The sequence below is a fragment of the Pseudomonas sp. SWRI77 genome, from assembly GCF_014269105.1.
GTDB lineage: Bacteria > Pseudomonadota > Gammaproteobacteria > Pseudomonadales > Pseudomonadaceae > Aquipseudomonas > Aquipseudomonas capeferrum.
Genome location: NZ_JABWRV010000001.1, coordinates 513,180 through 531,636 on the forward strand (window position 1 = coordinate 513,180; position 18,457 = coordinate 531,636).

At 63.7% G+C, this 18,457-nt stretch carries 17 protein-coding genes; 7 read left to right on the forward strand and 10 right to left on the reverse strand.

What is annotated here, in order from left to right; genetic code table 11:
- Positions 1-81: 81 nt before the first annotated feature.
- Genes aroK through pilM form a run of 5 tightly spaced genes read right to left on the reverse strand, consistent with a single transcriptional unit; the run spans position 82 to position 4,206 of the window.
- Complete coding sequence (gene aroK / locus HU766_RS02260) at positions 82-600, reverse strand: shikimate kinase AroK (RefSeq protein WP_033702005.1); 519 nt, start codon at positions 598-600, stop codon at positions 82-84.
- Between the two features lie 4 nt (positions 601-604).
- Entirely contained in the window at positions 605-1,873 is a 1,269-nt protein-coding gene (locus tag HU766_RS02265; protein ID WP_186652914.1) for a secretin N-terminal domain-containing protein, read from the reverse strand.
- A complete protein-coding gene (locus HU766_RS02270) occupies positions 1,797-2,795 on the reverse strand; it encodes a pilus assembly protein PilP (protein ID WP_186652916.1) in 999 nt (332 codons plus the stop codon). The genes HU766_RS02265 and HU766_RS02270 overlap by 77 nt, the downstream gene beginning before the upstream one ends.
- A gap of 14 nt (positions 2,796-2,809) precedes the next feature.
- Positions 2,810-3,346, reverse strand: a complete 537-nt coding sequence (locus tag HU766_RS02275) for a PilN domain-containing protein (protein WP_186652918.1) — start codon at positions 3,344-3,346, stop codon at positions 2,810-2,812.
- Positions 3,343-4,206 carry a pilus assembly protein PilM gene (pilM, locus tag HU766_RS02280; protein WP_186652920.1) on the reverse strand — a complete coding sequence of 288 codons (864 nt, stop codon included), beginning with the start codon at positions 4,204-4,206 and terminating at the stop codon, positions 3,343-3,345. Before pilM ends, HU766_RS02275 begins: the two co-directional genes overlap by 4 nt.
- A gap of 178 nt (positions 4,207-4,384) precedes the next feature.
- Between pilM and HU766_RS02285 the strand changes: the two genes are divergently transcribed.
- Positions 4,385-6,838: a penicillin-binding protein 1A gene (locus HU766_RS02285; RefSeq protein WP_033702010.1), complete on the forward strand. Its 2,454-nt coding sequence runs from the start codon at positions 4,385-4,387 to the stop codon at positions 6,836-6,838.
- Positions 6,839-7,014: 176 nt separating this feature from the next.
- On the opposite strand, the gene HU766_RS02290 is transcribed toward HU766_RS02285, so the two are convergent.
- From HU766_RS02290 to rpmE, 3 genes are all read right to left on the reverse strand, one after another.
- Positions 7,015-8,283, reverse strand: a complete 1,269-nt coding sequence (locus HU766_RS02290; RefSeq protein WP_027592351.1) for a malic enzyme-like NAD(P)-binding protein — start codon at positions 8,281-8,283, stop codon at positions 7,015-7,017.
- 178 nt (positions 8,284-8,461) lie between these two features.
- Complete coding sequence (locus tag HU766_RS02295; RefSeq protein WP_186652923.1) at positions 8,462-9,283, reverse strand: thermonuclease family protein; 822 nt, start codon at positions 9,281-9,283, stop codon at positions 8,462-8,464.
- Positions 9,284-9,285: 2 nt separating this feature from the next.
- A complete protein-coding gene (rpmE, locus tag HU766_RS02300; protein ID WP_033702012.1) occupies positions 9,286-9,501 on the reverse strand; it encodes a 50S ribosomal protein L31 in 216 nt (71 codons plus the stop codon).
- 168 nt (positions 9,502-9,669) lie between these two features.
- Here rpmE and HU766_RS02305 point away from each other — a divergent pair, with 168 nt between their 5' ends.
- The 3 genes from HU766_RS02305 to HU766_RS02315 all read left to right on the forward strand — a co-directional run bounded on the left by HU766_RS02305 (position 9,670) and on the right by HU766_RS02315 (position 14,439).
- Complete coding sequence (locus HU766_RS02305; protein WP_186652925.1) at positions 9,670-11,889, forward strand: primosomal protein N'; 2,220 nt, start codon at positions 9,670-9,672, stop codon at positions 11,887-11,889.
- Between the two features lie 113 nt (positions 11,890-12,002).
- Positions 12,003-13,739, forward strand: a complete 1,737-nt coding sequence (gene argS / locus HU766_RS02310) for an arginine--tRNA ligase (RefSeq protein WP_186652927.1) — start codon at positions 12,003-12,005, stop codon at positions 13,737-13,739.
- 1 nt (position 13,740) lies between these two features.
- Positions 13,741-14,439, forward strand: coding sequence for an SPOR domain-containing protein (locus tag HU766_RS02315; protein ID WP_033702014.1), 699 nt, complete (start codon positions 13,741-13,743; stop codon positions 14,437-14,439).
- Positions 14,440-14,498: 59 nt separating this feature from the next.
- On the opposite strand, the gene HU766_RS02320 is transcribed toward HU766_RS02315, so the two are convergent.
- A complete protein-coding gene (locus tag HU766_RS02320) occupies positions 14,499-14,918 on the reverse strand; it encodes a TM2 domain-containing protein (protein ID WP_033702015.1) in 420 nt (139 codons plus the stop codon).
- Positions 14,919-15,085: 167 nt separating this feature from the next.
- Between HU766_RS02320 and HU766_RS02325 the strand changes: the two genes are divergently transcribed.
- The gene (locus HU766_RS02325; protein ID WP_186652928.1) at positions 15,086-15,709 is read left to right on the forward strand and encodes a C40 family peptidase; all 624 of its coding nucleotides are present in this window, start codon (positions 15,086-15,088) and stop codon (positions 15,707-15,709) included.
- Between the two features lie 130 nt (positions 15,710-15,839).
- Here the strand turns inward: HU766_RS02325 and HU766_RS02330 are convergent, their stop codons facing one another.
- Complete coding sequence (locus tag HU766_RS02330; RefSeq protein WP_186652929.1) at positions 15,840-16,838, reverse strand: PilT/PilU family type 4a pilus ATPase; 999 nt, start codon at positions 16,836-16,838, stop codon at positions 15,840-15,842.
- A 65-nt stretch (positions 16,839-16,903) separates the two neighbouring features.
- Between HU766_RS02330 and HU766_RS02335 the strand changes: the two genes are divergently transcribed.
- A complete protein-coding gene (locus HU766_RS02335; protein ID WP_186652930.1) occupies positions 16,904-17,590 on the forward strand; it encodes a YggS family pyridoxal phosphate-dependent enzyme in 687 nt (228 codons plus the stop codon).
- A 38-nt stretch (positions 17,591-17,628) separates the two neighbouring features.
- The gene (gene proC / locus HU766_RS02340) at positions 17,629-18,447 is read left to right on the forward strand and encodes a pyrroline-5-carboxylate reductase (RefSeq protein WP_033702020.1); all 819 of its coding nucleotides are present in this window, start codon (positions 17,629-17,631) and stop codon (positions 18,445-18,447) included.
- Positions 18,448-18,457: the final 10 nt, after the last annotated feature.

Genomic DNA, 18,457 nt, shown 5'->3' on the forward strand with positions numbered 1-18,457 from the left:
ACTTGGGTGCGGCGCCGTTTGGGCGACGCACGCGGTAAGTTGAACCTCGCCTCGGCGCTGGTGGCCGAGAATAGTCCCGGCTTATCGGGGCGGCAACTGCTGCAAGCGCTCGAGAATATCGATCACCACCATGCGCGGTGGCCGCTCATCGGTTTCAACGACCAGGTCGGCAATTTCGCGGTAAAGCGGATCGCGGGCTTCGAGCAGGGCGCGAAGGGTCGCTTCCGGGTTGGCGGTGCGCAACAGCGGGCGATTGCGATCGCGTGCGGTACGACCGACCTGCTGCTCCACCGAGGCATGCAGGTAGATGACCCGGCCACCCTGGTACAACGCCTGACGGTTGGCATCACGCATGACCGCGCCGCCACCGGTGGCCAGCACCACACCGTCGAGCGCGCAGAGCTCGGCGATCATCGCCTGCTCACGGTCACGGAAGCCCGGCTCGCCTTCCTTGTCGAAGATCCACGGGATGTTGGCGCCGCATCGCAGTTCGATTTCCTTGTCGGAATCCTTGAACAGCAGGCGCAGCTCTTTGGCCAAGAGGCGTCCAATGGTGCTTTTACCAGCGCCCATGGGCCCCACAAGTATCAAATTTCGCACAGAATCAACGACTCACAGCAATCGCCTGGTCACTCATGATACGCGGAGTCAGGAAGACCAGCAGCTCGGATTTTTTCTCTTGTAATACATCGCGTCGAAACAGCCGCCCAACATACGGCAGATCGCCGAAAAATGGCACCTTGTCGACCACATTGTTTTGCGTGGTCGAGTAGACACCACCGATCACGATCGTCTCGCCGTCGGCCACGCGAACTTTGGCATTGACCTCGTTCTTGCGGATCGGCGGTACGTTGTTCAAGGCATTGACGTAATCAGGCTCGTCCTTGGTTACCCTGACGGTCATGATGACCTTGTTGTCCGGGGTGATTTGCGGGGTGACTTCGAGCGACAGCGAAGCCTCGCGAAACGACACCGAAGTGGCGCCGCTCTTGCTGGTTTCCTGGTAGGGCACTTCAGTGCCCTTGAGGATCCTGGCGGTTTCCTTGTCGGCCGTGACCACCTTCGGCTGCGAGATGATTTCGCCATTGCCGCTCTTCTCCATGGCACTGAGTTCAAGGTCGAGCAAGATGCCCCCGCGCAGCACACCCAGGCCCACACTGGAGCCGGCACGCTCCACGCCAAGGTCGACGAACAGCTCCTTGCCTGGCCGCACGCGGTCACCGTACAAAGGCCCACCCCAACGCACCCCCAGGCTCTTTTCGTAATCGACGCTGGCCTCGACAATACGCGCCTCGATCGCCACCTGGCGCACCGGCACATCCAGCTGCGCCACCAGTTGGCGCAGCTCGTCAAGGCGATCGGCGGGTTGGTAGGCCACCAGGGTGTTGGTGCGCGCATCGACGCTCAAACTGCCTCGCCCGGTCAGGATGCCGTCGTCCGCCAGTGTCGCCAGCAGCAGTTGCGCGAGCGCTGAAGCTTCGGCGTGATGGATCGGCATCAGCTCACGCTGCAGGGGTTGCAACTGGGCATCCAGCACCTGGCCCATGCGGGCGTCGAGCGACTGCCCGGCAAGCTCGGCCGCAGGCGCCACCAGCAGCACATTACCCTCTTCGCGACGGGCCAGGCCCTTGCTACGCAGCACCAGATCAAGCGCCTGGTCCCAGGGCACATCCTGAAGCCGCAGGGTGATATTGCCCTGCACCGCGTCGCTGGCGACCAGGTTCACACCGGCGTAGTCCGCCAGCACCTGCAACACCGCGCGCACCTGCACATCCTGAAAGTTCAGCGACAGCGGCTCACCCCGGTAGGGCGTTGCCGACGCTAGCGGGATCGCCAAGACCCACGCCACCATCCATTTCCAGAGCTTCTTCATGCGGGTCCGGGACCTCCTTGTCCAGGGCTTTTCGGAGCGTGAGTATCGCGGTGCGTTCTTGCCAGGCACTGGCCATGAACCAACGTTCGCGCACTTCGACCTGCCGCTCGTCGACACGCACCACAACACCTTCATCGCGCCCCAGCCGATCACCTGGGCGCACGCGATACAGCCGCCCTGCGGACAGCAGCAGGGCTTCATGCGCTGTGCCACGTGCCAGGCTGCCGACCATTTCCAACTGTGCCAAGGGCACGCCGCCCAGTTCGCCGGGCGGCATTCGCGCCGCACCAGAGGCGAACGGGTCGAGCAAAGGCGGCATGGCCGCTGCCCTGGCGGGCAAATCCGCCAGTGACGCGGGCGCCGGAGGCGCCGCATCGGCATGGTAGGCATGAACCCTCAGGCGCAAGCGCAACACGGTAGGCCGCCCCTCGGCTTGATGCAGGCTCATGTCTTCGACGCGCAGCAGCCGCGCCTGGCCCAGCCAGTCGTCCAGCCAAAGGCGCAACGCCGTGTAGCGCCCCACCACGTGCACATCCAGGGGGGTGGTTCGGTAATCGGCCTGGCTCACTTCGTCATGTATGTCTAGCCGCTCGAACAACAGGCCATATTCATGCCCCGAGGCCGCCAGGGCATCGAGCAAGTCACTCATGCGCTGCCCTGCCGAAAGTTGCCATCGGGCGAGCTGCAATGCCTGCCGCGCGGCAGCCAGAGAACCCTCTGCGCGCGCCAGCTCAACTACCTGCGCCGCCTTGGCCGCATGTGCCTCATTCAACTGCTTATGCTGCGCAGTTACCTGCGCTTGAGCCTGCCGTAGCTCCGGCAGGCGGACTGCACACCCTAGCGCCAACACCAGCACACCCAGCAGGAACGAAGCGCCCCACCGGAAGCGGCGGGACCGCTCGACCCTTGCTTGCCAACGCATCCACCACGCTGCACTCACGACCAGAACGCCGACACGCGCGCAGTCAGGACGAACTCGTCACCCGAAGGCAGGTGCTTCACATGCTTGAGTGCCAGGCCTTGCAACACTTCGGAGCGTTCGAGGTCGCGCATGAACTGGGCCACCACGGCGCCGGATGCGGCCACACCGGTGACGTGCAAACGGCCGTGCGCAAGCGTTAGCTCAGTGAGCTGCAAGCCTGCGGGCAACGCGGCCTCCACATCTGCGAGCAAGGCAGGCAGCACCCCCTGATCGGCCCTCAGGCGGGCCAGGGCCGCAACCTGCGCCTGGGTGGCATCGTGGTCGGCACGCACGTCGGTGTGCTGCTCCAGCTGCTTGCCCAGCAGCGCCAGCGCAGACTGGTGGCTGGCATTGCTCGTCGCTTGCTGCTGGGCGCGCTGGCGTGCCAGTTGGTCAATCAGCATCACGCAACAAAGCGCCAGGATTGCACTGCCAAGCAACATCCACTGGAAGCGCCGAAGCATCGAGCGGCGCTGCCGCTCGCGCCAAGGTAATAGGTTCAGACGCATCATGGGCGCATGCCCCCTGAGGCCAAGGCGCATGCCAGCAGCATGCCCCCGTCTTCCGGCGCCAGCCCCGCACGCAGCGGCAGTTGCCGACAGGGCAGGTTCACCGCTTCACTCAGGCCTTCAAGCCACCCCTGCTCGATCACCGAGCTGCTGACGACCAGCAAGCACTTCAGCTGGGCTTCGCCCGCCAAATGCGCATGCAATTGGGCAGGCATTTGCCCTAGGTGCAACTCGCGGCGCTGCGCTGGCACGCCCTGTTGCCAGCAATGCAACGTCGCACCTTGCGCCTCCAGGCGTAACAAGGCCGAGCCCGCAAGCTCGCTCTGCGGCAACATTCGCTGCAACGCGACGCTGTCGACTTCCATCACCTCCAGCTGCAGCCCGGCGGCATCAAGCAGGGCTTCAATCGGCTCCAATGAGCGCTGGCGACAGGCAGCCACCATCACATCCAGGCAGCCGGCCTGATCCTTGGAAGGGCCAAGCACCTGAAAGTCCAAGGCCAGATCCTCCAGCGCAAAGGGAAACAGGCGATCGGCATCGGCCAGCAACTGCGCTTCCATGTCCGCCTCACTCTGGCCTGCCGGTAACTGGCAAGGCTTGCAGATCACCTGATTTGCCGGCAGCGCTAGCGCAGCCCGCCGCTGCCGAATGCCGCTGCGCCTGCAGGCACGCTGCAAGGCACCTACCACGCGCACAGGGTCGCTTGCCCAGTCACCGCCACTGTAGGGCTCATACGGTTCGTGCGCCCAGGCCGCGACCTGGCAACGCCCATTGCGCCGCCGCAGCTGCACAACCCGAACTGAGTCGGGGGCAATTTCCACCCCCATCAATGAACCGGCATCCATGCCGAAACGTCCAAGCATCACTGCTCCTTTGCTGTATGCCGCAAACCCGCGTCAACACTAGGCCTGCACGGCCGAACGGATCGACGGGCCGCCTGGCCGGTCACCCGGCGAGGCGAAAAAATGCTTATAATGCCCAGCGTTTTTGGTCCGCCGGACCCGTACGCAATTCACTTATCAACCTGGACGCCCAAAAGCCTTGATACGTCTGCTGAAGTTCTTCTGGTGGTCTTCCGTCGCAGTCATTAGCGCGCTCGTACTCGGTGTGAGCGGTGCGTTTCTGTATCTTAGCCCTAGCCTGCCCTCGGTCGAGTCACTCAGAAGCATCCAGTTGCAGATCCCCCTCAGGGTGTACAGCAGCGACGGCAAGCTGATTGCCGAGTTCGGCGAAATGCGCCGCTCGCCGATCCGCTTCGCGGAAATCCCCCCACAATTTATCCAGGCGCTTCTGTCAGCCGAGGACGACAACTTCCTCAATCACTATGGCGTCGACCCCAGCAGCCTGATGCGCGCGGCCACTCAGTTGGTCAAAACCGGTCATATCCAGACCGGTGGCAGCACCATCACCATGCAGGTGGCGAAGAACTTCTTCCTGACCAGCGAACGCAGCTTCTCGCGCAAGACCAACGAAATCCTCCTGGCCCTGCAGATCGAACGTGAGCTGACCAAGGACGAAATCCTCGAGCTGTACGTGAACAAGATCTACCTGGGCAACCGGGCGTACGGCATCGATGCGGCCGCACAGGTCTACTACGGCAAGTCGATCCGCGACGTGAGCCTGGCGCAGATGGCAATGATCGCCGGCCTGCCCAAGGCTCCTTCGCGCTTCAACCCGCTGGCCAACCCGGTGCGCGCCAAAGAGCGCCGCGACTGGATCCTGGGCCGCATGTACAAGCTCGGCAAGATTGACCAGGCCAGCTACCAGACCGCCCTGGCCGAACCGCTCAACGCCAGCTACCACGTGCCGACCCCCGAGGTGAACGCCCCGTACATCGCTGAAATGGCCCGCGCCGAGATGGTCGGCCGCTATGGCAGCGATGCCTACACCGAAGGCTTCCGTGTCACCACGACCGTGCCGAGCGACATGCAGGAGATGGCCAACAAAGCCATTCTCGGCGGCCTTTCCGACTACGACGAACGCCACGGCTACCGCGGCCCCGATGCGCGCTTCCCGGGCAAGACCCACGCAGCCTGGCTGCTGGAGCTGGGCAAGCAGCGCACCCTGGGCGGCCTTGAGCCGGCCATCGTCACCCAGGTCGACAAGGCCGGGCTTACGGTGCTGACCCGTAGCGGCCAAGAAGAAACCGTCGCCTGGGACACCATGAAGTGGGCGCGCCCGTTCCTCAATAGCAACTCCCAGGGCCGCACACCGCAGAGCCCGGCAGATGTTGCACAGGTCGGCGACCTGGTGCGCCTGCAACGCCTGGATGACGGCACGCTCAAGTTCAGCCAGGTGCCGGGCGCACAGAGCGCGCTGGTCACCCTCGACCCTTACAACGGCGCCATCCGCGCCCTGGTCGGCGGTTTCTCGTTCGAGCAGAGCAACTACAACCGCGCCATGCAGGCCAAGCGCCAACCCGGTTCGAGCTTCAAGCCTTTCATCTATAGCGCGGCACTGGACAGTGGCTACACCGCCGCCAGCCTGGTCAACGATGCGCCGATCGTGTTCGTCGACGAGTACCTGGACAAGGTCTGGCGACCGAAGAACGACACCAACACCTTCCTCGGCCCGATCCGCATGCGCGAGGCGCTGTACAAGTCGCGCAACCTGGTATCGATCCGCCTGCTGCAGGCAATGGGCGTGGACCGCACCATCGACTACATCGCCAAGTTCGGCTTCAACAAGCAGGACCTGCCCCGCAACCTGTCGCTGGCACTGGGTACGGCTACCCTGACCCCGATGGAGATCGCCACTGGCTGGAGCACTTTTGCCAACGGCGGCTACAAGATCACCCCCTACCTGATCGATCGCATCGAGAGCCGCAACGGCGAGACACTGTTCACCGCCAACCCGGCCCGTGTACCTCAAGGTGCCGAGGACCAGGCTGGCCTTGCCGCGCCTGAACAGCCGATTAGCACCGTAGCGATGCCGGGCGAGGCGCCAGCCGCCTTTGGCCAGGTCACACCGGCACCACAAGTGCCGGCAGTGGCTGAGCAGATCATCGACGGGCGCACCAGCTACATCCTCACCAGCATGCTGCAGGACGTGATCAAACGCGGCACCGGCCGCCGTGCACTGGCCCTGGGCCGCACCGACCTGGCGGGCAAAACCGGCACCACCAACGAGTCCAAGGATGCCTGGTTCTCCGGCTACAACGCCGATTACGTGACCACGGTATGGGTCGGTTTCGACCAACCCGAAACCCTGGGCCGTCGCGAATACGGTGGTACAGCGGCACTGCCGATCTGGATGAGCTTCATGGGCGCCGCGCTCAAGGACAAGCCCAACCACGCCCCTGCGGAGCCGGAAGGCATCCTCAGCCTGCGGGTTGACCCGGTCAGCGGTCGCGCCGCCTCGCCGAGCACGCCCAACGCCTATTTCGAGCTGTTCAAGGCTGAAGACTCGCCGCCGTCGGTGGATGAGCTGGGCAACGGTGCGGCACCGGGCAGCCCGCTGCCGGCAGATGAAGCGGCGCCGATGGATCTGTTCTAAAAGCGCAGTGCTGTCTTGAGGTTTGAGTGGGCGCGTAAATCGAGCGCCGCCCGCGCGGCGCCCGATTTCGCAGCCGACAAAAGTGTGGTGACGAATCCCACTGCCCCTACGCCTCCAAGACAAAAAAAGCCCCGACTCTCACGAGCCGGGGCTTTCTTGTGTGGCTACGACCAGAATCAGCCGTTGAACACTTCATCCACGCTGTTCAGCGGGTAGTGCTTCGGATACGGCAGGGTCGCCACGCCGGATTCGATGGCTGCCTTGGCAACGGCATCGGAAACGACGGTGATCAGACGGGCATCCAGAGGCTTCGGAATGATGTACTCACGGCCGAACTCCAGGCCTTCGACGCCGTAGGCTTCGCAGACTTCCTTCGGCACCGGCAGCTTGGCCAGGTCTTTCAGGGCGATGGCGGCGGCGATCTTCATTTCTTCGTTGATGCGCTTGGCGCGAACGTCCAGGGCACCACGGAAGATGAACGGGAAGCCCAGTACGTTGTTGACCTGGTTCGGGTAGTCGGAACGACCGGTGGCCATGATCACATCGTTGCGGGTGGCGTGAGCCAGCTCTGGCGAGATTTCCGGATCGGGGTTCGAGCAGGCGAACACGATTGGGTTGGCCGCCATCGACTTCAGGCCTTCTGCGCTCAGCAGGTTCGGGCCGGACAGGCCAACGAACACGTCGGCACCGTTCAGGGCGTCAGCCAGGGTGCGCTTGTCGGTTGCGTGGGCGAACTGCGCCTTGTACTGGTTCAGGTCGTCGCGGCCAGCGTGAATCACGCCGCTGCGGTCGATCATGTAGATGTTTTCGACCTTGGCACCCATGCTGACCAGCAGCTTCATGCACGAGATGGCGGCAGCGCCGGCACCCAGGCAGACGATCTTGGCTTCTTCCAGCTTCTTGCCGGCGATTTCCAGGGCGTTGATCATGCCGGCGGCGGTAACGATCGCGGTGCCGTGCTGGTCATCGTGGAAGACCGGGATGTCGCACTGTTCGATCAGGGTGCGCTCGATTTCGAAGCACTCGGGTGCCTTGATGTCTTCGAGGTTGATGCCACCAAAAGTGATCGAAATGCGGCGAACGGTGTCGATGAAGGCCTGTGGGCTCTCCGACTCGACTTCGATGTCGAACACATCGATACCGGCGAAACGCTTGAACAGAACACCCTTGCCTTCCATGACCGGCTTCGAGGCCAGTGGGCCCAGGTCACCCAGACCGAGGATGGCGGTACCATCAGAGATCACCGCAACCAGGTTGCCCTTGCCGGTGTACTTGTAGGCCAGCTCTGGATCACGGCCGATTTCGCGCACGGGTTCGGCAACACCTGGGCTGTAAGCCAGGGCGAGGTCGCGGGCGGTGGCGGTGGGCTTGGAGAGCTCGACGCTCAGTTTCCCCGGACGAGGTTGAGCGTGGTATTCGAGAGCGGCGGTTTTCAGGTCTGACATGGTGGGCATTCCGCTATTTACTGTTCTGACGGACCGCCGAGGATACGCAAAGAGCCGGGGAGTCACAAGACTGGTCGGTCACTTGTGTCAAGGCCTTTAGCCTACGACTTTACGCTATAACCCACGGGGCATAAGACTGACAGTGTGTACAATCCAATAGCGAAATGTCTACATCTTTTCAGCCTGAAATGCGTTCCAACATGCTCGGATCGGTCAATGGCAACACCCAGCGTCGCTGCCCAGGCTGTAGGCCGCCCTTGCGGGAACGATCCAGCACCCAGCCACGTGCCTCGACCTGGCGTCCTTTGAGGTTATCGAAGAAGCTGGGCGGGAAGTTGCGTTGCAGACGAGCGGGAACCTGCAGCACCACGGTGGAATCCAGCGTCAGCCAGACGCCGCCGCGATTACGCTCGACACCTTGAATGCGGCCACCGATGACAGCGAAGCCGGACTGCCGGACATCCCTCGCGCGCGCCACCGGCGAACTGCGCCACAGGCCGATACCCGCCTTGCGCGCGACTTGCTCGGCCAGTTGCTGGCAACCCACCAAGCGCACATTGGGGGCAACGGCGACGCGGTAGCCAAGCCCCTCGCTGAGCAGCTGTGCTTCAAGATTGTTGCCATTGCGGCCGTAGATATGTGCCAGCGTGCGGCCGTATTTGTCTTTGGCCTCGGCACCCGGCACCAGCCCGACACGCCCGTCGCTGGCCTTGACCAAGGCCTGCAGGCGCCGCTTGGCGGCCTCGGCGTAGGGCTCGCTGGTGCGCCCCTTGCGCCCGATCTCCGGGGCATTGATGCCGATCATGCGTACACTGCGGCCATCGGTCAGGCGCAAGGTATCGCCATCCACCACCTGCCGCACCACCACGGGCTGCGGGTTGGCCGGCAGCGGGCAGAACGCCAGGGCCGGCAAATGCCAGATCGCGGCCACAAAAAAAGCGCCCACAAGGGGCGCTTTTTTTTGCAACAGCGCGAAACCCGAGGGATTCGCCATGCGCATTATTACTTCTTGGCACCGAACATGCCGAAGCGATCGGCAAACTTCTGTACGCGACCACCGGTGTCCAGGACTTTCTGCTTACCGGTGTAGAACGGGTGGCACAGGTTGCAAACGTCGATCGCCAGGGTGCTACCCAGGGTCGAACGGCTTTCAAACTTGTTGCCGCAGCTGCAGGTGACTGCAACTACTTCGTAGTTCGGATGAATATTTGCTTTCATGGTCACTTCCTCGAGCTGCGTGCCGCCACCCAACACCAATTGTTGAATACCGCACGTAATTAGGCGGCGAATAATACCAGAGCCCAGCCTCAGCGCAAGTTGTCGCTTGCACCGACTGTCGTCTGCTAGGCTCGCCAGTCTTTGAAACGCCCTTGCGAGACCTTCCGCGTGTCCGATGTCATCCTGCGCCTTGCCCTACCCTCCCCGCTGCGTCGCCTTTTCGACTACAGGGCACCGGCGAGCATGGCGCGCCAGCCCCTCACGCCCGGCATGCGCATTCGCGTGCCCTTCGGGCGCCGCGAGATGATCGGGGTGCTGGTGGAAGTGTGCGACCAGAGCGAAGTGCCCGCCGACAAGCTCAAACCGGCCACCGCACTGCTGGACCCGGTGTCGCCGCTGCCACCCGCCTTGTTCAAGCTGTGCTTATGGACCGCCCAGTACTACCAGCACAGCCTGGGCGACACCCTGAACTGGGCGTTGCCGACCTTGCTGCGCCAGGGTGAACCGGCAGAGATGCGCCAGGAGCGGTTCTGGCATGTGGCCGCTGATGCCCGCCACGATGACCCGCGTATCGCCCGCGCCCCACGCCAGCGCGATGCGCTGAAGACCCTGGCGCAGCATCCACACGGCGTGGCGCACAGCCTTCTGGGCAAGCTCAACCTGAACAAGGACAGCCTCGACCTGCTGCTGGCCAAGGAACTGGTCACGGTCGAAGTTCGCCGCCACTTGCCGACCCCGCGCCACGAGCACTGGCTGGCGCAGCCCGAACTGCCGCTCAATGAAGAACAGCGCAACGCCTTCGACGCGGTATGCACGGGGTTCGGCAGTTTCAATGCCTTCCTTCTGGCCGGGGTGACCGGCAGCGGCAAGACCGAGGTCTACCTGCAGCTGATCCGCGAAACACTCGAGGCCGGCAAGCAGGCACTGGTACTGATCCCGGAAATCAACCTGGGCCCGCAGACCCTCGCGCGCTTCGAGCAGCGCTTCAACGCCCGCATTGCCTTGTTGCACTCGGCCGTCGGCGACCGCGAACGCTTGGATGCCTGGCTGGCCGCCCGCGATGGCGAGGCAGACATCATCATCGGTACCCGCTCGGCGCTGTTCACGCCGATGAAAAACCCCGGCCTGATCATCATCGACGAAGAACACGACGGCTCTTATAAGCAGCAGGAAGGCCTGCGCTACCACGCCCGCGACCTGGCCTTGGTGCGCGCCCACCAGGAGAACATTCCGATCCTGCTCGGCTCGGCCACGCCTTCGCTGGAGACCCTGCACAACGCCCAGACCGGCCGTTACACCTTGCTACGCATGAACCACCGCGCCGGCGGCGCCCGCCCGCCGCGCATGCTGCGCCTGGATGTGAAAAGCCTGCCACTGGACAGCGGCATCAGCGGCCCGTTACAGCAGGCCATCCGCCAAACCCTGGAAGCGGGCCAGCAAGTGCTGGTGTTCCTCAACCGCCGCGGCTTTGCCCCGACGTTGCTGTGCCACGATTGCGGCTGGTTGTCCGAATGCCCTCGCTGCGATGCACGCATGACCGTGCACCAACGTTCCGGCGTGCTGCGCTGCCACCACTGCGGCTATGACGAACGCCTGCCGCACCAGTGCCCACAGTGCAACCACGTCGACCTGCGCCCGGTGGGCGCGGGCACCGAACGGGCCGAAGAGCGCCTCAAGGTGCTGTTCCCGGACTACCCGATCCTGCGCGTAGACCGTGACAGCACGGCGCGCAAAGACGCCATGCACAACCTGTTCGGCACCATCCAGCGCGGCCAGCCGAGCATCCTGGTGGGCACCCAGATGCTCGCCAAGGGGCACCACTTCCCACGGGTGACCCTGGTGGCCATCCTTGACGCCGACGGCGGGCTGTTCTCGGGCGATTTCCGCGCCAGCGAGCGCATGGCGCAATTGATCGTGCAGGTGGCCGGGCGCGCCGGGCGTGCAGAAGAGCCCGGCAAGGTCATCATCCAGACCCATCTGGCCGACCACCCGTTGCTAGTACAGCTGACCGAACAAGGCTATTTCGCCTTCGCCGAACAGGCCCTGGACGAGCGCCGCGCGGCCGGCCTGCCGCCCTTTTCGCACCTCGCCCTGCTGCGCGCCGAGGCGCACAAACCGGGCCAGGCCGAGGGTTTTCTCGACGAAGCCTGCAGCGCGGCAGAGCGCCTGGTGGCCGAACAGCAGCTCCCAGGCATTGAACTGTTGGGCCCCGTACCGGCTCCGATGGAGCGCCGAGCAGGCCGCTTCCGCGCCCAACTGTTGATACAGGCCAATACCCGGGCACCTCTGCATCGACTGATCAGTGCCTGGTTGCTAGTGTTGGAGCAGATGCCGAGCGGCCGGCAGGTTCGCTGGTCCCTGGATGTGGACCCGGTAGACCTTTACTGACAGCCCGAACCTTGGCAAAGGTTGGCAACCCGCTCTCGGCAACGGATAATGCCCAGTTTTTCCACCTGCGCATCGAAGCGCTCCACCGCGCTTGCGGTCGAAAAGAGAACCCCATGAAAGACACCATTCGCCAGCTGATCCAGCAAGCCCTCACCCAACTCGTCACCGACGGTGTGCTGCCTGAAGGGCTGTCGCCGGCGATCCAGGTGGAAAACGCCCGGGACAAGACCCACGGCGATTTCGCCAGCAACATCGCGATGATGCTGGCCAAACCGGCCGGCATGAAGCCACGCGACCTGGCAGAAAAGCTGATCACCGCGCTGCCGGCCAGTGACGACATCAGCAAGGTCGAGATCGCCGGCCCGGGCTTCCTGAACTTCTTCCAGAACACCAGTGCCCTGGCCAACCGCCTGGACGCCGCCCTGGCCGACGACCACCTGGGTGTGCGCAAGGCCGGTGCCAGCGAGAAGGTGGTGATCGACATGTCGGCACCCAACCTGGCCAAGGAGATGCACGTCGGCCACCTGCGCTCGACCATCATCGGCGACAGCGTCGCACGGGTACTGGAGTTCCTTGGCGACCAGGTCGTGCGCCAGAACCACGTGGGCGACTGGGGTACCCAGTTCGGCATGCTGATGGCCTACCTGCAGGAAAACCCGATCACCAGCGACGAGCTGTCGGACCTGGAGAACTTCTATCGTGCGGCGAAGAAGCGCTTCGATGAATCCGAAGAATTCGCCACCCGTGCCCGTGGCCTGGTGGTCAAGCTGCAGGCCGGTGACCCTGAGTGCCTGGCGCTGTGGACCCGCTTCAAGGACATTTCGCTGTCCCACTGCCAGAAAACCTACGAGCTGCTCAACGTCAAATTGACCATGGCCGACGTCATGGGCGAAAGCGCCTACAACGACGACCTGGCCAACGTGGTCGCCGACCTCAAGGCCAAGGGCCTGCTGGTCGAGGACCAGGGCGCGCAGTGCGTGTTCCTCGAAGAATTCAAGAACAGCGAAGGCGAGCCCCTGCCGGTGATCGTGCAGAAGGCCGACGGTGGCTACCTGTACGCCACCACTGACCTGGCGGCGGTGCGTTACCGCAGCAATGTGCTCAAGGCCGACCGCGCCCTGTACTTTGTCGACCAGCGCCAGGCCCTGCACTTCAACCAGGTGTTCGAAGTGGCGCGCCGCGCCGGCTTCGTCGGCCACCCGATGCAGATGGAGCACATGGGCTTCGGCACCATGAACGGCGCCGATGGCCGCCCGTTCAAGACCCGCGACGGCGGCACCGTGAAGCTGATCGACCTGCTCACCGAGGCCAAGGAGCGTGCCTACGCCCTGGTCAAGGAGAAGAACCCGAGCCTGTCCGAAGACGAACTGCGCCACATCGGTGAAGTGGTCGGCATCGGCGCGGTCAAGTACGCCGACCTGTCCAAGCACCGGACCAGCGACTACAGCTTCAACTTCGAGCTGATGCTCAACTTCGAAGGCAATACCGCGCCTTACCTGCTGTATGCCTACACCCGCGTGGCGGGCGTGTTCCGCAAGCTGGGCAAGGGCTTCGACGAGGTCGATGGCCAGATCGTGCTGCAGGCCGAGAAGGAACAGGACCTTGCCGCGCGCCTGGCGCAGTTCGGCGAAGTGCTCAACAGCGTGGCCGACAAGGGCACTCCGCACGTGCTGTGCAGCTACCTGTACGACCTGGCGGGCCTGTTCTCGAGCTTCTACGAGAACTGCCCGATCCTCGCTGCCGACACCCCAGAGCAGCAACAAAGCCGCCTGCGCCTGGCCGCACTGACCGGTCGCACCCTCAAGCAAGGTCTGGAACTGCTCGGCCTGGAAACCCTGGAGCGCATGTAAGTTGGCTGCCAAGAAAAAACCTGCTCCAAAGCGCGGCGCCAGCCGCCAACAGGCGCCGGCCAAACAGCCGATTCCCGGCTGGGTATGGCTGGCGGTCGGGCTGACCGTAGGCGCGTTCATCGTCTTTCTGATGAAGCTGGAACCGGGTGGCGGTGACATTACGCGCACCAAGCCGGAGCAGCAAAAACCGGAAAAGGCCGCCGAAGCCAGCAAGACCCCAGCGACCGCCCCGCAGCAGCCGGTGAAGCCGAAGTACGACTTCTACACCCTGCTGCCGGAGTCCGAAGTCATCGTGCCGCCGGAAGCGGTACCCGAGAAAACCCCACCGGTACCGGCCCAGCCGGTGACCCCGGTTACCCCGGCGGAAGCGGCGAAGATCGACACGGCGCGGGCCCAGGCTGCACTGCTGGGCCAGACGCCACCCCCGGCACCGCCGGTGATCAAGCCAGCGGCGACCACCCAGTTCTTCCTGCAGGCCGGCTCGTTCCGCAAGCAGGCTGACGCCGACAAGGTCCGCGCGCAGATCATTCTGCTGGGCCAGTCGGTGAAGGTGGAGTCGGGCACGGTCAAGGACGAGACCTGGTACCGCGTGCTGGTCGGGCCGTTCAGCAATCGTGAACAGCTGACCGGGGCGCAGAAGCAGCTTGCCGGCGCTGGCTTCAGCAACCTGCTGTTGCAACAGCGCCAGACCCGCCAGTAACCAGAAGGCCTTGCCGCAGTGATGCGCCAAGGCCTTTTTCTTACCCTTTTTTCGTACCCTCAGCGCCGGTCGCTGTTGGCTTCGGAGATCTGGCTGTTCAGGGTCCAGAAGTCGTACAGCACGCCGACCAGGAACAGGCCACCGGTAAAGAAGTAGATGATCGCGGTGACCCATTTACCTTGGTACAGGCGATGCACGCCGAAGATGCCCAGGAACGTCAGCAGAATCCAGGCGATGTTGTAGTCGATTCGGCCGGCCCGGAAGCGCAAGTCAGCCTCGCGGTCCATCGCGGGAATCAGGAACAGGTCGATCAGCCAACCGATGCCCAGCAGGCCCAAGGTGAAGAACCAAAGGGTGCCGGTGATCGGCTTGCCATAGTAGAAGCGGTGCGAGCCGGTGAAGCCAAAAATCCACAACAGGTAACCGATGACCTTGCTGTGGGTGTCGTGAAGCGGTTCACTCTGTTGATAACTGTTCATTCATAGCCCTCGTGGGTTATCCGAAAATTTTCTAAGAAAAAATGTGACTTTCTCGTTGCTGGCCGACGTATGGCACCCTGCCAATCGACCAACGGATCAAAAATTGATCAAAAAGCTGTTATAAAGTTGCGCGCCCAACACATAACTATTCATAAAGAGCTTCATCTATGCCGCCTTTACTCAAGACATGGCTGACCCTCTGTCTATTATTACCCCTGGCCGCCCACGCCACCAATCGTGAGCAACGTCTTCCCAATGGTTTCACCGGCTATACCACCAATGCCTCGGTGAAACACGCGCCGACCAAGCACACCACGCTGCGCGCGCGCCCGAACAATGCCGCCAGCAGCCGCAGCGCGCCAGTGGCTGCCATGTCGCCGAAGCAGAGCAGCGATGTGCTCAGCCGCGCGGTCAATGTGCTCGGTACGCCCTATGTGTGGGGCGGCAGCAGCCCGAAGAAGGGCTTCGACTGCAGCGGGCTGGTCAAATACGCCTTCAACGATGTGGCCGACGTCGACCTGCCGCGCACGTCTAATGCCATGGCCCAGGGCCACGGCGTTAAGGTCGCCAAGGGCGACCTCAAGCCGGGTGATCTGATCTTCTTCAACATCAAGAGCCGCCGGGTGAACCACGTTGCCATCTACCTGGGCAACGATCGCTTCATCCATGCCCCGCGCCGCGGCAAGCGGGTGAGCATCGACAACCTGAGCAAGCCTTACTGGCAGAAGCACTATGTCGTGGCCAAGCGCGTATTGCCGAAAGAGCAGCAACTGGCGTTGGCCAAGCGCTGATCAAGCTTTGTGTGTATGTGCAGGAGCGGCCTTGCGTCGCGATAGGGCCGCAGCGCGGCCCCGGCGATCTTTGATGCGAAGCTGAAAACCTGGGGCCGCGCTGCGGCCCTTTCGCGACGCAAGGCCGCTCCTACAAGATTTCGGTCAATCCTTTAGCGTGCAGCTCACGTAACGCCGCCTCCATCGTCCGCATGCCCGCCGCGGCTCCCGACTGCATCACCGACTGCAACTGCGCCAGCCGCCCCTCACGGATCAAGTTACGCACCGCCGTGTTGGCCACCAGCACTTCCCGCGCCGCCACACGGCCGCCGCCCACGCGCTTGACCAGCACCTGCGCCACCACCACCCGCAACGACTCGGCCAGCATCGCCCGCACCAGTGGCTTTTCCTCGGCAGCAAAGACCTCGACCAATCGGTCGATGCTATTGATGGCCGAACGGGTGTGCACCGTCGCCAGCACCAGGTGCCCCGTCTCCGCCGCCCGCAACGCCAGGCGTATGGTCTGCAGATCACGCAACTCACCAATCACGATCACATCCGGGTCCTGACGCAGCGCACTGCGCAGCCCCTGAGCGAAGCCGCCACAATGGCGGCCAATTTCGCGCTGATTGACCAGGCTGCGCTGGCTGCTGTGGATAACTTCGATAGGGTCTTCCAACGTGATGATATGCACAGGCCGTTCGCGGTTGAGTTGATCGAGCAGCGCCGCCAAGGTACTGGACTTGCCGCTGCCGGTTGGCCCGCCCACCAGAACCAGGCCATCGGTACACTGCGCAACAGCTAGAAACACTTCGCCCAGGTCGAGTTCATCGAGCGTCGCTATGCGTTTCGGGATCACGCGAAAGGTTGCCGCCAGGCCGTTCAACTGGCGAAACAGGTTCAGGCGAAAGCGGCCCAGCGCTGGCAGTTGCAACGCGACGTCCAGCTCATCACCCTGTGCCCATTGCTGGCACTGCTCATCCGCCAGCAAGGGTGTCATCGCATCGCTCAGGGCCGCCGACAGCAGTGGCGGCGCGTCCATGCGTTGCAGCTCGCCATCAAGGCGCAGCATCGGTACCTGGCCTGCAGCCAGGTGCAGGTCCGAAGCCCCCGCTTCCACGGCACGGGCCAACAGGTCGGTCACATCCATGAGACTCCCCAAAGGCGATCAAGCAGGTAGAATGCCGCAGACCCTATCGCCGCCGGCATCGATCCATGTCCACCATAGCAGACAACCTATCCGCCCTCGCCGCCCGCATCACCAGCGCCGCACAGGCCGCCGGTCGGGACCCGGCCAGCATCCAGTTGCTGGCGGTGAGCAAGACCAAGCCCGCCAGCGCTATCCGTGAAATCCACGCCGCAGGCGTGCGCGATGTCGGCGAGAACTACCTGCAGGAAGCGCTGACCAAGCAGCAGGCATTGGGCGACCTGCCCTTGATCTGGCACTTCATCGGCCCCATTCAGTCGAACAAGACCAAAGCCATTGCCGAGCATTTCGACTGGGTGCATTCCGTGGACCGCCTGAAGATCGCCCAACGCCTCTCGGAGCAGCGCCCTGCCGCACTGGGGCCGCTGAACATCTGCCTGCAGGTGAATGTCAGTGGCGAAGACAGCAAGTCCGGCTGCGCCCCTGCCGACCTTCCGGCATTGGCCAAGGCGGTCGCCAACCTGCCCAATCTGCGCCTGCGTGGGCTGATGGCGATCCCTGAACCTAGCGATGAGCGTGCCGTGCAGGAGGCGGCGTTCGCCACCCTGCGCGAGCTTCAGCAAGGTCTGGACCTTGGCCTGGACACCTTGTCCATGGGCATGAGCCACGACCTGGAGGCGGCGATCGCCCAGGGAGCGACCTGGGTACGTATCGGCACCGCCCTGTTCGGCGCCCGCGATTACGGGCCCGTCTGATTCCATGCTTTACTCACTCTTTCCCACAAGGACCTGACATGAGCAAGACACGTATTGCCTTTATCGGCGCCGGCAACATGGCCGCCAGCCTGATCGGCGGCCTGCGTGCCCAGGGCCTGGAGGCTTCGCAGATCCGCGCCAGCGACCCGGGCGCCGAGACCCGCACCCGCATCCAGGCCGAGCACGGCATCGAAACCTTCGAAGACAACGCCCAGGCAATCGCCGGTGCCGACGTGATCGTGCTGGCGGTCAAGCCGCAGGTCATGAAGGACGTCTGCCAGGCCCTGCAAGCCCACCTGCAGGAAGGCCAACTGATCGTTTCCATCGCCGCCGGCATCACCTGCGCCAGCCTGCAAAGCTGGGTTGGCCCACGCCCGGTGGTGCGCTGCATGCCCAACACGCCAGCGTTGCTGCGCCAAGGCGTCAGCGGCCTGTATGCCACCGAGCAAGTCAGCACGGCACAACGCCAGCAGGCCGAGCAACTGCTGTCTGCCGTGGGCACCGCCCTGTGGCTTGATCAAGAGCAGCAACTGGACGCTGTGACCGCCGTTTCCGGCAGCGGCCCGGCGTACTTCTTCCTGTTGATCGAGGCCATGACCGCCGCCGGCGAAAAACTCGGCCTGCCCCGCGAAACCGCCTCCCAGCTGACCCTGCAGACCGCTTTGGGCGCTGCGCGCATGGCCGTTGCCAGCGATGTAGACGCTGCCGAACTGCGCCGCCGCGTCACCTCGCCAGCCGGCACCACCGAAGCTGCGATCAAGTCGTTCCAGGCCAGCGGCTTCGAAGCCATCGTCGAGCAGGCGCTGCAGGCCGCAGCGACGCGGTCCGCCGAGCTGGCCGAACAACTGGGCAAATAAGGAGCTCTAG